Below are 14,827 nucleotides of genomic sequence, written 5' to 3' on the forward strand. Positions count from 1 at the left end.
CGTACAGTCATTGTTGATGATTACTGATAGGGCCGGATTTTCGCTATGCGTTTTTATTCACTGGATAAACTGATCAACCTCCACGACAGCTATCGCAAGGTTTTTAAAATTGATCAATATAATTTGATTTTATTGCAAGTGGATGGCGAGCGTTATTTACTGGAAAGTACCTGTCCCCACCGTGGTCATCCTATATCCGAGTCAGATATCGTTGGTTCGAGTTTGCGTTGTTCACTGCATGGCTACCAGTTTGATATTGCCAGCGGTGATTTAATAGCTGCGACTGAAGAGCCATGCCGTGGTCTTAAAACCTATGAGTTGATCTATCAGGGGACTGAGGTCGGTGTGGTGCTTTAATTGGCTGGCGTCTCTTCTATATAGAGGCTGCCTTGACGAATAAGTTGTTGGATCAGCTTAATGCTTTGTGTGTCTGTAGGCAGTGCCGGGGTAGGGTAGTGATCGTTATTGGCAAGCAGTAATGCTGTTTCTAATGAGCTGTTATAGGCTTCGCCATTAACATAAAGTGTTGCACTGCCATTGCTTTGGGTATAGGCGAACCTGGAGCTATTGTCCCGATAAAGGTACTCATGCTGTAACAGTTGTTCACTGTAATTATTGATTTCATATGACCTGTCATTATCTTCAGGGTATTTCTCGCTAGTCATAAAGCGACCAAACCATTCAGCGATAGCTTGTTTATCTTCAGTAAAATGTTTGAGTAGTGACTGAATTTTTTCTATGGTTGCGTCAGTAATTTCACCGGGGTGTTGTTGCCGTTTTAATTGTGGGTCACTATAGCGGTCTTGTTCATTGAGCAGACTTATTTGATGATCACAAAAATCCGATAGCATTTCGCTATAGCTGGGCGCTCTAAAACCGATAGAGTAGGTCATGCAGTCATTGTCGAGGGAGGTGCCTCTATGACCATAACCCGGTGGCACATAAAGCATATCACCCGGGTTTAATACCCATTCCTCTTCGACCTGAAAATCTAACAATAAACGCAGCTGTTCGTTATCTTGTATTTGGCTTTTATGATCGGATTTGGGGCCCAGCTGCCATTGACGGGTGCCAGCTCCCTGTAACAGGAATACATCGTAGTTATCGACATGAGCTGGAATACCACCGTTTACAGGCGCATAACTCACCATGATGTCGTCTATGCGCCAGTTGGGAATAAATCTAAAATAATCTAACAGTTTGGCTACATCTGGATCATAATGATCCACTGCCTGTACCAGTAGGGTCCAGTCCTTATCAGGTAGTGAGGTAAATACATCTTCATCAAAAGGTCCGTGTGCCAGCTCGTAATTGCCATTTCTATTGACAACTATTCTGGACTCCACTTCCTCTTCGCAAGCCAGGCCGGCAAGTTCGTCCGGTGATAATGGCGACTGTATATCAGGAATCGCTTGCCTGATCAGTAAAGGTTTTTGCTGCCAATAATGTTGAAGAAAGTCGTCTGCATCGAAGTTATTAATAACGATTATCTCCTCATACCTCGTCATTCCCGCCTGCGCGGGGACGACGTGTGGGGGGGTTATAGGTCTTTTGCCTGCGCAATAGCGTTGCCGATATAGGTGTCTGGAGAAAGTTTTCTAAGACTTTCTTTTGCCTCTTCCGGAATATCCAGAGTATCAATAAATACATCCAGTGTTTCGCGGTTAATGGTTTGGCCGCGAGTTAACGCTTTGAGTTTCTCATAGGGCTCTTCAATATTGTAACGACGCATAACGGTTTGGATAGGTTCTGCCAGAACTTCCCAACTATTGTCCAGATCTTCTGCTAAGCGGTCAGGGTTAATTTGCAATTTACCCAGGCCTTTCAGGGTGGCCGCATAAGCAATAAGGCTATAACCAATACCAACACCCATATTGCGCAATACCGTTGAGTCAGTCAGGTCACGCTGCCAGCGTGAAACGGGTAGTTTGGTGGCCATATGGGAAAATACCGCATTGGCCAAACCTAAATTACCTTCTGAGTTTTCGAAGTCAATGGGGTTAACTTTATGGGGCATGGTGGAGGAGCCTACCTCACCTGCAATAACGCGCTGTTTGAAAAAGCCCATGGAAATATACGCCCAGATATCACGGTCCAAATCAATCAGGATGGTATTGAAGCGGGCAAAACCATCGAATAATTCGGCAATATAATCGTGGGGTTCAATTTGTGTGGTGTAGGGGTTCCAGTTGATGCCCAGGCTTTCAACAAAAGTTTGCGCATTGGCCTGCCAGTCTATATCCGGGTATGCGGAGAGGTGAGCGTTGTAGTTACCTACTGCACCGTTGATTTTACCGAGCAACTCTATCTTCTCGATTTGCTGAACCTGGCGACGCAGGCGAGCGACTACATTGGCAAATTCTTTACCCATTGTGGATGGGCTGGCGGTTTGGCCGTGGGTGCGTGACAGCATAGGGGTAGATGCATAGTCGCTGCTTAGTTCCACCATTTTATTAATCAGGTCGTTCATCGACTCAAGAATAATCTCGCGGCCTTCTTTAAGCATTAGGGCGTGGGACAGATTGTTAATATCTTCAGAGGTGCAGGCAAAGTGAATAAACTCACTGACAGCATTAACTTCTTCGTTGCCGGCAACAGCTTTTTTCAGGAAATACTCAACAGCCTTAACATCATGGTTAGTGGTGCTTTCGATTTCTTTGATCGCTAGCGCGTCCGCTTCAGAAAAGTTGTCAGTAATGCTGTTTAGCAGGGCGTTAGCTTTATCACTAAAAGCGGGAACTTCGCTAATGCCAGGATGTGCAGCCAGGCATTGCAGCCAGCGCACTTCAACTAATACACGGTTTTTAATTAAACCAAACTCACTGAAAACGCCACGCAATGAGGCTGTTTTACTGCCATAGCGGCCATCGATAGGAGAGATAGCGGTTAGTGCTGATAAATCCATGAAAATTCTCGTGTCTGTTAAAGGTTGTCTATTATGGGATTGCCTGAAAAGGGGCGCAATCATACATGATTTGAGCGCTAATTTCAGTGTCTATAATTTCAGTGTCTATCAATGCTGATTAAAAAGTACTGAGTAACTCTCTGGCGCTATTCAATAGTTGGCGTCTATTGAGCATTAATTTCCAGCGCCTGCCACCGGTTTGCCGCCACAGCACAGCGCTACGAATGCCGGCTAAGAGTAGCGCCCTGATTGTATCGGCGTTCTGGCTATTTTGCAGTTGCTGCATGCTACCGCTGATCTGGATCCTGAATTTATAGGTGCTTAAGGTGTCCTGGTAAATCGCTGCAATACTTTTGGCGATAGAGGCGGGGTTGTTACTAAAGTGCTCGGCTTTTATGGAGGTATGTTCAAGCCGGCTGCGCATAATATTTAACAGCTCATCATTGGCTGATAACTTCTTTTGAAGGTAGAGCATGCCTAATGTGTAGCGAATAATCGTGCGGTATTGCTGGCGTTTGTCGCCATTAAGGATATCGGTTAGTACCTGCAGGCCTAGCTTGACGCCATGAATACCGCTGTAAACAGCTTCAGTACTATTAGCATCAAAGGCGAACAGGCTATTGAGCGAGGGGTTGATACTTTCAGCCGGTGCAGTGCCTGTTCGAGCTATTTGGTCTACTAGATAAGCTGTTTGTACGACGCCTGCTAAAGCGAGAGTTTGCGAAGTGATGGAGTCTATTGCCAAAGATAGTGACCTAAAGATTATGCTGTTTCTGTGAGGGTGTTTGAATGTGATCCAGGTTATAAGCCTGCTCTATAACGCCGCCGCCCAGGCAGATTTCGTCATCATAAAATACGGCGGATTGCCCCGGTGTAATGGCCCGCTGGGGTTTGTCGAATATCACTTGGTAAGCATTGTCCTGGCGGATAATTTCACAGGCTTGGTCTTGCTGGCGGTAGCGTACCTTGGCCATACAGCGGTAAGGCAGTTCTGGCTCGTTACCGTCTATCCAGTGAATACTACTGACTGACATCGCTTGTTTAAACAGACAAGGATGCTGGCTGCCTTGGGCAATAATTAATACATTACGCTGCAGGTCTTTATCAACCACATACCAGGGTTGATCCCCGGCGCCTTTAACGCCGCCAATACCTAAGCCCTGACGTTGTCCGATGGTGTGATACATCAGGCCGCTATGCTGGCCCATAGGATTGCCATCAATATCTTCTATCTCACCGGGTTGTGCCGGCAGGTATTGCTGTAAAAAATCTTTAAAGCGTCGCTCGCCGATAAAACAAATACCGGTGCTATCTTTTTTGTTATGGGTGATCAGGTCGTGCTGCTCGGCGATATGTCGTACTTCCGGTTTTTCCAGTTCACCTACGGGGAATAGTGTTTTGGCAATTTCTTTACCGCTAACCGCATGCAGGAAATAGCTTTGGTCTTTGTTGTTATCCAGACCTTTGACCAGCTTTGCGATATCACCTTGTTGCTGTTTGCGGACATAGTGCCCCGTTGCAATAAAGTCTGCGCCTAATACCAGCGCATAATCCAAAAAGGCTTTAAATTTAATTTCCCGGTTGCAGAGAATGTCGGGGTTGGGGGTTCTGCCTGCTTTATATTCTTCAAGAAAATGCTCAAAAACATTGTCCCAGTATTCGGCGGCAAAATTGGCTGTATGTAAATGTATACCGAGTTTGTCGGAAACGGCTTGAGCATCAGCAAGGTCATCTTTGGCGGTACAGTATTCAGTGCCGTCATCTTCGTCCCAGTTTTTCATAAACAAGCCCTCGACCTGATAGCCCTGTTGTTGCAATAGCAGGGCTGATACAGACGAGTCAACGCCGCCGGACATGCCGACAATGACTTTTGTGAGGGGGGCGTTAAAGTCTATAGACAATGGGGTAGCCTCTTAACCAAACACGAGGTTAATAGGGTAGCGATGTCCTTGCTGATACTGTTCAATGCTTTGGATAACCAGGTGCGAGCGCATGCGCTCACTGTTGGCTTGCATTTCTTCATAGCTCATCCATACCGCCTGTTGGATACCATCATCCAGGGTCTGCTGTGGGTCGTGTTCCTCGGCAGTGGCATAAAAGGTAGTGCGGTGATAGGTCACCTGATTGTGGGGCGAGGTATAAAGAGCAACACCTACCACGCCTTTTAATTTCACATGCCAGCCGGTTTCTTCGAAGGTTTCGCGTACGGCCGCTTCTTCAAGGGTTTCGTTGGGGTCTAAATGTCCCGCAGGCTGGTTAAAAACCAGTTCGCCGTTGCAGCGTTCCTCTACTAATAAATACTTGCCGTCTTTTTCTACTACTGTAGCCACGGTGACGTGGGGCTGCCATTCCATCTTTATTCCTGGTTACCAATTGCTGATGCGCGATTATAGCCTTCTATTGCCTCGAGTTGAACGTCTGGGTCGCTGTGAATTGTTTGCAGGGGTATGAATAGTCAGTTGTTTGGATTCGCCGGGCTTTAGATTGTCAATGGACCAGTCTCCCACTGTGGCTCTTATCAGCCGCAGAGTGGGGAAGCCAATAGCGGCGGTCATGCGCCTGACCTGACGATTGCGGCCTTCACTGATAGTGAGTTCAAGCCAGGTGGTGGGGATGGAGGCCCTTTCTCTAACAGGCGGGTTACGTGGCCAGATATCTGGTTCTTTGATCAGGGTGGCTTTAGCGGGTCTGCAGAGGCCGTCTTTCAGTTGTATGCCTTTATGCAAGGGCTCAAGGTCCACGTGATTGGGGGTTCCCTCTACCTGGACCCAATAGGTTTTGCTGCTTTTGGCGTCAGGATGGCTGATCTGGTGTTGCAACTTGCCATTATCAGTGAGGACTACCAGGCCCTCAGAATCATAATCAAGTCGACCGGCGGGATAGACGCCGTTGGTATCTACAAAATCAGCAAGAGTGGGGCGTCCTTCTTTGTCGGTAAACTGGCAAAGTACATTAAAAGGTTTGTTAAGAAGGATGATTTTGGCCATTTATTGATCGATATTAAGCTAAGTGATTGTTTTAAACGATATTATCATCTATCGAAAGTTCCTGCTTGTTGTTATAATCGCGCCCGCAAAACCGGGGCGGACTAATAAGAAGAAGCAAGCATAAGCTTTCATTGCCTCATTCTCATTGAATTCCGGGAATATAGTATGTCAGAAAGATCGAAGATAATTTATACAAAGACCGATGAAGCACCAGCACTAGCAACTTATTCATTATTGCCTATCGTCAATGCCTTCACCAAAGCCGCTGATATTGTAATTGAGAAAAAAGACATTTCCCTTTCTGGTCGCATTATCGCTAACTTTCCTGAAAATCTCAGTGATGAACAGAAGATACCTGATGCCTTGGCTGAATTGGGTGAACTAACCCTCAAGCCAGACGCCAATATTATTAAATTACCGAATATCAGTGCTTCAACCCCCCAGCTTAAGGCGGCTATTGCCGAATTACAGGGTCAGGGTTTTGCGGTACCTGATTACCCTGAAGAGCCACAGACCGATGCAGAGAAAGAGATTAAGGCTCGCTATGCCAATGTGTTAGGCAGCGCGGTTAATCCTGTATTGCGTGAAGGTAACTCTGACCGTCGGGCGCCGCCATCAGTAAAACAGTTTGCAAAAAACAACCCCCATAAAATGGGTGCCTGGAGCCAGGCTTCTAAAACTCACGTTGCTCATATGCGCGGTGGTGATTTTTATTCCAGTGAACAGTCAGTGGTTATTGAAAAGCCTTGTGATGTAAGAATCGAGATGGTGAGCAAAGCGGGTGAAACCACCGTTTTGAAAGAGAAAACCTCTCTGCTGACCGGTGAAGTTATCGACAGCATGTTTATGAGTAAAAAAGCACTCTGCCAGTTTTTTGAAGAGCAGATTGAAGACGCTAAAAATACCGATGTGCTTTTCTCACTGCACGTAAAAGCTACCATGATGAAGGTTTCACACCCCATCGTATTTGGTCATGCGGTAAAAGTATATTACAAAGAGTTGTTTGAAAAACATGCCGACACCTTTGCTGAGCTGGGTGTAAATGCGAATAGCGGCCTGGGTAATGTGTATGAAAAAATCGAACAGCTGCCTTCTTCCCGGCGCACAGAAGTTGAGCGCGATATTCAGGCCTGTTATCTGGATCGCCCTGCAATAGCGATGGTGAATTCTGATAAGGGCATTTCAAACCTGCACGTACCCAGTGACGTCATTGTCGATGCGTCTATGCCCGCTATGATTCGTGACTCCGGTAAAATGTGGGGCCCTGATGGCAAGCTGCATGATACTAAAGCGGTTATTCCTGAAAGTACTTACGCACGTTTCTATCAGGAAATGATTAATTTCTGTAAAACCCATGGCGCTTTTGATCCAACCACTATGGGCAGTGTTCCCAATGTTGGTTTAATGGCTAAGAAAGCGGAAGAATATGGTTCTCACGATAAAACTTTTGAGCTTCCTTGCGACGGTACTGTTCGCATTGTAGATAATAACGACACAGTGCTTATGCAGCATAAATGTGAAGAGGGCGATATCTGGAGAATGTGCCAGGCGAAAGACGGCCCAATTCAAGACTGGATTAAACTGGCTGTTAACCGCGCAAGAGCGACGGATACACCGGCAGTGTTCTGGTTAGATACTGCTCGCGCCCATGACGTTCAGTTGATTGAAAAGGTTGAGCAGTATTTGCCAGATCATAATACCGATGGTCTGGTGATTAAGATTATGGATCCTGTTTCTGCTATTCGCTATACCATGGAGCGCTTGATTCTCGGTCAAGATACCATTTCTGTTACCGGCAACGTACTGCGTGATTACCTGACTGACCTTTTCCCCATTATGGAACTTGGTACCAGTGCAAAAATGTTATCTATTGTTCCCTTGATGAATGGTGGTGGTTTATTTGAAACCGGTGCGGGTGGTTCTGCCCCTAAACATGTTCAGCAGTTTGAGGAAGAAGGGCACTTACGCTGGGATTCCCTGGGTGAGTTTTTGGCTTTGGCCGTCTCGCTTGAAGACCTTGCCGATAAAACTGATAACGCAAAAGCTAAAATTCTAGCCAAAACCCTGGACGATGCGACTGCAAAGTTATTGCAAAATAACAAGTCGCCCTCTCGCAAGGTTGGTGAATTAGATAATCGCGGTAGTCATTTTTACCTTGCGCTTTACTGGGCAGAAGCCCTGGCAGAGCAAACCGATGATGCGCAATTGCAAGGGTCTTTTGCAGCTCTATTTAACATTCTGGCAAGCAATGAAATGGCCATTGTTGAAGAGTTAAATGCGGCCCAAGGTGCAGCTATTGAACTGGGTGCATACTATCGCCCAGATGATGCCCTGGCTGAAAAAGCTATGCGCCCAAGTGCAACCTTTAACGATGCGTTAGAAAATATCAATTATTCAGGTATTAATCGACTAGTTAGTTGAAATGAAAAAAGGGCTGTCACTATGCTGGCTCTTTTAGTTTGTGCTGATTAACTGTATAAAGGTGGCAGTATACTTCCATCTCTTACTTCCCAGACTTATCAAAGGAGATTCTGATGTCTTACCAATTTATAGAGGTTCCCGCACAAGGGGAGAAAATTTCAGTAAATAGTGATGGTTCTTTAATTGTTCCCGATCAGCCCATCATTCCTTTTATTGAAGGTGATGGTATCGGTGTTGATATCAGCCCGGTGATGATTAAGGTCGTGGATGCCGCAGTGGCAAAGTCTTACGGCGGCAACAGAAAAATCAGCTGGATGGAAATATTCACCGGTGAGAAAGCCGCCGAAATGTATGACGGCGATTGGTTTCCCGCTGAAACCCTGGATGCTATTAAAGAGTATTCCGTTGGTATCAAAGGCCCACTAACCACACCGGTAGGCGGCGGCTTCCGCTCGTTAAATGTTGCGTTGCGCCAGGAGTTGGATTTATATACCTGCCTGCGTCCGGTACGTTGGTTTGAGGGTGTGCCTTCTCCCGTCAAAGAACCTGGTAAAACTAACATGGTGATCTTCCGTGAAAACTCCGAAGATATTTATGCAGGTATAGAATGGAAGGCTGGCACGGATCAAGCCAGCAAGATTATTCAGTACCTTCAGGCGGAAATGGGTGTAAGTAAAATTCGCTTCCCTGATAATTGCGGCATCGGTATTAAACCTGTCTCTAAAGAGGGTACCCAGCGGTTGGTACGCAAAGCCATACAGTACACCATTGACCAGGATTTGCCGTCACTGACCCTGGTTCATAAAGGCAATATTATGAAGTTTACCGAGGGGGCCTTTAAAGATTGGGGCTACCAGTTGGCTGAGGAAGAATTTGGTGCCGAGCTGTTAGATGGTGGTCCCTGGATGCGTCTTAATAACCCTGTGACTGGCAAAGAGATTATTATCAAGGATGTGATTGCCGATGCCATGCTGCAACAGGTATTGCTGCGCCCTGATGAGTATAGTGTGATTGCTACTTTGAACCTTAACGGTGACTACCTCTCCGACGCGTTGGCGGCCCAGGTGGGTGGTATTGGTATTGCCCCTGGCGCAAACCTGAGTGACAGCATCGCCTTATTTGAGGCAACCCACGGTACAGCCCCTAAATATGCCGGGCAAGATAAGGTTAACCCAGGTTCATTAATTCTATCGGCTGAAATGATGCTCCGTCACTTGGGCTGGAATGAAGCGGCTGACTTAATTATCGAGGGTATGAACGGTGCTATACAGGCTAAAAAGGTCACTTATGATTTTGAGCGCTTGATGGAAGGGGCGACTTTATTGAAATGTTCTGAGTTTGGGGATGTAATTATCGACAAAATGCCTTCAGCATAGGTGTTGATAGCGGCAGAATAAATCACCAGCTTGCGTATTTCACTGCCCCAGTGCAAAAATCGATATTCTCGGTTTAGCCTGTAGAAATACACAGAGCTGGTACGTTATCGATTAATCAGTGCTTAACTGCTTTTCTGTTACAGCTTTGGTAACTTCAGTAGATTCAGCATCGCTGGCAGAGTCGGCAGCTTGTATATTGGTCGCATGAAGGCCTTTAGGGCCGTTCACAGTCTCATAGGATACAGCTTGACCAGCTTTCAATGTTTTATATCCACCCATTTCAATAGAAGAGTAATGAGCAAAAATATCTGCACCACCCCCCTCAGGAAGAATAAAACCAAAGCCTTTAGCGTTGTTGAACCACTTCACTATTCCGGTTTGCATAGCAAAGGTCCTTTTATTATTGCCCGTACACGGGCATATTTACATATCATCATGTTGTTTAACGGTTTGTTATCGCAAAACGTTAGCCAACACCCCCTTGATAGTTCTAATAGAACGTCACTTTTTTAACATTTTTTAACCAATAGTCAAGCATTGTGGCTGATATATAGCCAATAGAGTTAAAATAAGGGCAATTAATTTGGTAATTGTTGTGCTTAAAGGTAGGAATATGGGTAAACACAAAAATCTTCAACTAACATTAAGTATGGGCGAAGGCGATGACATTCCCCCCGATATTGAGAGGGATGGGGATGTCGCCCTGGCAGAGGCCAGGCCAGAGCTGAAGCCACCGTCCATGTATCAAGTGGTACTGCTAAACGACGATTACACGCCTATGGAGTTTGTTGTCGAGATCCTCGAAACGTTTTTTTATATGGGCAGAGAGAAGGCCACTCAGGTGATGTTAGCCGTACATACTCAAGGAAAGGGTGTTTGTGGTATTTATACTAAGGACATCGCTGAAACTAAAGCGGCACAAGTGAATCAATATGCGAGGGACAGTGAACATCCCTTGTTGGCAGAAATAGAGGCATCAGAGGGCGAATAGCCCCGTAAACTGTGGCTTGAGCCCAGTTGGCAGTCTTGGATTGATGTTGTTTTTAGACATAACTAAAAGCTGTTGTTAAGGCCCGCAAAGTTGGAGTATAGATATGTTAAGTAAGGATCTGGAGCAGACATTAAACCAAGCCTTTAAAGGCGCACGCACCAAGCGGCATGAATTTATGACCGTTGAGCATCTGTTATTGGCGCTGGTCGACAATGCAGTGGCAGCCAATGTGATGGCAGCCTGTGGTGCTGATTTGACCCAACTACGCACTGATTTGGTGGATTTCGTCGATTCTACGACGCCATTGATCCCTGAGCGTGAGGTGGAGCGTGAAACTCAGCCAACCTTGGGCTTCCAGCGAGTGTTGCAGCGCGCTGTATTTCATGTTCAATCTTCCGGCAAAAAAGAAGTTACCGGCGCCAATGTGCTGGTGGCGATATTTAGCGAACAAGAAAGCCAGGCTGTGTATTTCCTGAAACAGCAAGCCGTTGCCCGTCTTGATGTGGTGAATTATCTGACCCATGGTATCTCTAAAGTGGCTGGCGAGTCAGACCACGAGCTGGATCATAATCAATCCCCAGCGGATGATGAGCAAGGCACCGGTGAGAGTGAAAAAAGCCCGCTGGAGAGTTTTGCTACCAATTTAAATGAAGAAGCTCGTCTTGGTCGGATTGATCCTTTGGTAGGTCGCTCGGGTGAAGTGGAGCGTGTTTCGCAAATCTTATCGCGTCGTAGAAAAAATAATCCGCTATTGGTGGGTGAGTCCGGTGTCGGTAAAACAGCGATTGCTGAGGGCCTTGCCAAATTAATCGTTGATGGCGATGTGCCAGAGGTCTTAAAAGAAAGCGTTGTCTACTCATTGGATATGGGCTCGCTGTTAGCGGGTACCAAATATCGAGGTGATTTTGAAAAGCGTTTTAAAGGTTTGTTAGCGGATTTGAAAAATCGCGATCATTCCATTTTATTTATTGATGAGATTCACACCATTATCGGCGCAGGTGCTGCTTCCGGTGGTGTAATGGATGCATCGAACTTATTAAAGCCGTTATTAAGTAGCGGCCAGATGCGCTGTATTGGATCAACCACCTTTCAGGAATACCGTGGTATTTTTGATAAGGACAAGGCGCTTAGCCGTCGCTTCCAAAAAGTGGATGTGCTGGAACCTTCTGTGGATGAAACCTACCGTATCCTAAAAGGTTTAAAAAGCCGCTTCGAAGAGCATCACAATATTCGCTATAACGATAAAGCCCTGCAAGCTGCAGCGGAATTATCCGAGCGTTATATCAATGATCGCTTTATGCCAGACAAAGCTATTGACGTTATTGATGAAGCAGGTGCTTTCCAGCGTTTGCAAAGCGCCAGTAAACGTAAAAAAGTTATTGGCGTTCCTGATATTGAAGCCATTGTAGCCAAAATTGCTCGCATCCCGCCAAAATCCGTTTCTTCTGACGATAAAGAATCGTTAATGAAGCTGGAAGATAATTTAAAAATGGTGGTGTTTGGTCAGGACAATGCGATTACCACCTTGTCCACTGCGATTAAAATGGCTCGGGCTGGATTGAAGTCTGCTGAAAAACCTATTGGTTCATTCCTGTTGGCAGGACCAACCGGTGTGGGTAAAACTGAAGTCACTAACCAGTTATCAAAAATTCTTGGCCTTGAGTTAATTCGTTTTGATATGTCGGAATATATGGAGCGCCATACGGTGTCCCGTTTAATAGGTGCGCCTCCAGGTTATGTGGGTTATGACCAGGGTGGTTTACTTACTGAAGCTGTTACTAAACATCCGCATTCAGTGGTCTTATTAGATGAAATTGAAAAAGCTCACCCTGAAGTGTTTAACCTTCTTTTACAGGTTATGGATCATGGTACCTTAACGGATAATAACGGTCGCAAAGCGGATTTCCGCAATGTGATCTTTATCATGACTACCAATGCCGGTGCTGAAAGTGTCAGTCGTCGCTCGATGGGTTTCACCGAGCAGGATAATACTACCGATGCGATGGAAGCGATTAACCGCTTGTTCACTCCTGAATTCCGCAATCGCCTCGATGCCATTGTTCAGTTTGAACCGTTGCCAGAAGAGGTTGTGCTGACGGTTGTTGATAAATTCTTAATTGAACTGCAAAGTCAGTTGGATGATAAGCGAGTAACGCTGGATGTTGATGAAGACGCCAGGTTGTGGCTGGTCAAAAAAGGTTACGATAAAAATATGGGTGCCAGACCGATGGCCCGTATTATTCAAGAGCACATTAAAAAGCCACTGGCGGAAAAGGTTCTATTCGGAGACTTGTCGCAACACGGTGGTGTGGTTTCAATTCGGGTTGAAGACGGAGAGTTGGTAGTCGTTGAAGAAGAAGCGCTGGCATAGCGCTTCTTTTTTCGAACAAGTTATCTTGCGCGGTAGGTAATACGACCTTTGCTTAAATCGTAGGGCGTTAATTCAACGCGAACTTTATCACCGGTCAAAATACGAATATAGTTTTTGCGCATTTTGCCTGAAATATGGGCAATGACTTCGTGGCCGTTTTCTAATCTTACTTTAAATGTTGTATTGGGAAGGGTGTCAATGACTTCACCTTCCATTTCTAGCTGTTCTTCTTTTGCCATCCGGCGGCTTCCTCTGATATTCGTCTATATTCCACCTGCTAGTGAAAAACTGCGCGCATTGTGCCTGAAAACGTGGCAGGAAGCAAAGTCGATTAAGTTAATGTTAGCCAGCGATTCTCAAGGAATAGCTGCAAAGGTCTATAGTCAGTTTTGTAACTCATCTTGCGGCAACCCTTGATCCAGTAACCCAGATAAACATAGTCCAGCTGCAGACGTTGGCATTGTTCAATTTGCCACAAAACGCCATAGACACCGAGACTGCGTTTATCCATGTCAGGATCAAAAAACGTGTAAATGGCAGAGAGGCCGTTGACCATTTTATCGGTGACTGCGACGGCAATTAATTGCTGCTCAAGCATAAAGCCATAGTATTGGGTATTGCCAATATCGTCCGTCAAAAATCCAATATATTGCTCATAGCTCGGCGGGTACATATCGCCATCCTGATGGCGAGCATTGATGTAGCGCTGATAAAGATCGTAGCAAGCAGGGTCAGAAATATTGTCGATCTCAATCACTGACAAGTCTTTATTGCGCTTAATAATTCTCCGTTGTCGGCGACTGGGTTTAAAGCTTTCAACAGGTACCCTGGCTGGAATACAGGCTTTACAACTATCACAGTGGGGGCGGTAAATATGGGGGCCGCTGCGTCTAAAGCCAATATCAGCCAGCTGGCTGTAGGTGCTGGAATCAATAGTGGCTTCAGGGTCAATAAAGAGGGTGGTTGCCTGCTCATCTTCCAGGTAGCCGCAAGAGTGGGGATGGGTGGCAAAAACCTTTAAGTCCGACAGTACTGTCATGTTGATGTCTGCTCCCGCTGGTTTGCATAAAGCCCGTTCCAGTCACCGGTCCAGTTATGGCTACTGTGCTGATCTATATTATCTGAAAGCAGACGAGTAAACATCTCGCGATTAATTTCTTCTGCTCCAAGGCTGCTTAAGTGTGGGTTAGAGATCTGACAGTCAATAACCGCAAAGCCCCAGTTCTCAAGCTGTTTGGCCAAATGGACAAAGGCGATTTTGGAAGCGTCTGTTCTTCGACTAAACATCGACTCCCCGAAAAACACCTTGCCGATGGCAATGCCGTAAAGGCCGCCCATGAGTTGGCCCTCATGCCAGACCTCAATGGAGTGAGCAATCCCCCTTGCAAACAGTTCACAATAGGCATCCAGCATTTCATCGGTAATCCAGGTGCCTTCTTGCCCAGCTCTGGGGATATCCGCGCAATGTTCCATCACCTGCCTGAATTGCTGGTCACAGGTGACGGTATATTCACCCCGGCGCAGGCGTTTTTTCAGGCTTTTGGAAATATAGATATTTTCTGGAAATAGCACAGCCCTGGGACTGGGAGACCACCAGAGAATGGGTTGGGAGTCTTCAAACCATGGAAAGATACCCTGACGATAGGCAGCCATTAAGCGCTCAGGGCTTAAGTCGCCCCCAGCCGCCAATAAACCATTGGGGTCATCCAGAGCATTATCTGTAGTAGGAAAATCAAGTGTGGCTGGGTTCAGCCATGAAACGGTAGGCATGGGCTT

General features: G+C 46.1%; 15 protein-coding genes. 5 read left to right on the forward strand and 10 right to left on the reverse strand.

Annotated elements, in window-relative coordinates; genetic code table 11:
* Positions 1–45: 45 nt before the first annotated feature.
* Complete coding sequence (locus P8H32_RS07855) at positions 46–357, forward strand: Rieske (2Fe-2S) protein (RefSeq protein WP_297292732.1); 312 nt, start codon at positions 46–48, stop codon at positions 355–357.
* Here the strand turns inward: P8H32_RS07855 and P8H32_RS07860 are convergent.
* The 6 genes from P8H32_RS07860 to P8H32_RS07885 all read right to left on the reverse strand — a co-directional run bounded on the left by P8H32_RS07860 (position 354) and on the right by P8H32_RS07885 (position 5,892).
* Complete coding sequence (locus P8H32_RS07860) at positions 354–1,508, reverse strand: cupin domain-containing protein (RefSeq protein WP_297292731.1); 1,155 nt, start codon at positions 1,506–1,508, stop codon at positions 354–356. The two genes, P8H32_RS07855 and P8H32_RS07860, sit on opposite strands and share 4 nt — an antisense overlap.
* A 32-nt stretch (positions 1,509–1,540) precedes the next feature.
* Complete coding sequence (gene purB / locus P8H32_RS07865; protein ID WP_301089082.1) at positions 1,541–2,905, reverse strand: adenylosuccinate lyase; 1,365 nt, start codon at positions 2,903–2,905, stop codon at positions 1,541–1,543.
* 118 nt (positions 2,906–3,023) lie between these two features.
* A complete protein-coding gene (gene hflD / locus P8H32_RS07870) occupies positions 3,024–3,650 on the reverse strand; it encodes a high frequency lysogenization protein HflD (protein ID WP_297292729.1) in 627 nt (208 codons plus the stop codon).
* A gap of 10 nt (positions 3,651–3,660) precedes the next feature.
* Positions 3,661–4,806: a tRNA 2-thiouridine(34) synthase MnmA gene (gene mnmA / locus P8H32_RS07875; RefSeq protein WP_301089083.1), complete on the reverse strand. Its 1,146-nt coding sequence runs from the start codon at positions 4,804–4,806 to the stop codon at positions 3,661–3,663.
* Between the two features lie 12 nt (positions 4,807–4,818).
* On the reverse strand, positions 4,819–5,259 hold the full coding sequence (locus P8H32_RS07880) for an NUDIX hydrolase (protein ID WP_297292727.1): 441 nt from the start codon (positions 5,257–5,259) through the stop codon (positions 4,819–4,821).
* 33 nt (positions 5,260–5,292) lie between these two features.
* Positions 5,293–5,892, reverse strand: coding sequence for a pseudouridine synthase (locus P8H32_RS07885; protein WP_297292726.1), 600 nt, complete (start codon positions 5,890–5,892; stop codon positions 5,293–5,295).
* Positions 5,893–6,057: 165 nt separating this feature from the next.
* Between P8H32_RS07885 and P8H32_RS07890 the strand changes: the two genes are divergently transcribed.
* Entirely contained in the window at positions 6,058–8,313 is a 2,256-nt protein-coding gene (locus tag P8H32_RS07890) for an NADP-dependent isocitrate dehydrogenase (protein WP_301089085.1), read from the forward strand.
* Between the two features lie 113 nt (positions 8,314–8,426).
* On the forward strand, positions 8,427–9,689 hold the full coding sequence (gene icd, locus P8H32_RS07895) for an NADP-dependent isocitrate dehydrogenase (RefSeq protein ID WP_297292724.1): 1,263 nt from the start codon (positions 8,427–8,429) through the stop codon (positions 9,687–9,689).
* Positions 9,690–9,800: 111 nt separating this feature from the next.
* Here the strand turns inward: icd and cspD are convergent, their stop codons facing one another.
* A complete protein-coding gene (gene cspD, locus P8H32_RS07900; RefSeq protein ID WP_301089087.1) occupies positions 9,801–10,073 on the reverse strand; it encodes a cold shock domain-containing protein CspD in 273 nt (90 codons plus the stop codon).
* A 265-nt stretch (positions 10,074–10,338) separates the two neighbouring features.
* Here cspD and clpS point away from each other — a divergent pair, with 265 nt between their 5' ends.
* On the forward strand, positions 10,339–10,680 hold the full coding sequence (gene clpS, locus P8H32_RS07905; protein ID WP_301089115.1) for an ATP-dependent Clp protease adapter ClpS: 342 nt from the start codon (positions 10,339–10,341) through the stop codon (positions 10,678–10,680).
* A gap of 103 nt (positions 10,681–10,783) precedes the next feature.
* Complete coding sequence (gene clpA / locus P8H32_RS07910; protein WP_301089089.1) at positions 10,784–13,051, forward strand: ATP-dependent Clp protease ATP-binding subunit ClpA; 2,268 nt, start codon at positions 10,784–10,786, stop codon at positions 13,049–13,051.
* 20 nt (positions 13,052–13,071) lie between these two features.
* On the opposite strand, the gene infA is transcribed toward clpA, so the two are convergent.
* The 3 genes from infA to aat form a co-directional block, all read right to left on the reverse strand.
* Positions 13,072–13,290: a translation initiation factor IF-1 gene (infA, locus tag P8H32_RS07915; RefSeq protein WP_085759977.1), complete on the reverse strand. Its 219-nt coding sequence runs from the start codon at positions 13,288–13,290 to the stop codon at positions 13,072–13,074.
* Between the two features lie 92 nt (positions 13,291–13,382).
* Entirely contained in the window at positions 13,383–14,090 is a 708-nt protein-coding gene (locus P8H32_RS07920; protein ID WP_301089091.1) for an arginyltransferase, read from the reverse strand.
* The gene (gene aat / locus P8H32_RS07925; protein ID WP_297292720.1) at positions 14,087–14,821 is read right to left on the reverse strand and encodes a leucyl/phenylalanyl-tRNA--protein transferase; all 735 of its coding nucleotides are present in this window, start codon (positions 14,819–14,821) and stop codon (positions 14,087–14,089) included. Before aat ends, P8H32_RS07920 begins: the two co-directional genes overlap by 4 nt.
* Positions 14,822–14,827: the final 6 nt, after the last annotated feature.

The sequence above is a fragment of the Oceanicoccus sp. genome (genome assembly GCF_029238675.1).
Taxonomy (GTDB): domain Bacteria; phylum Pseudomonadota; class Gammaproteobacteria; order Pseudomonadales; family Dasaniaceae; genus Oceanicoccus.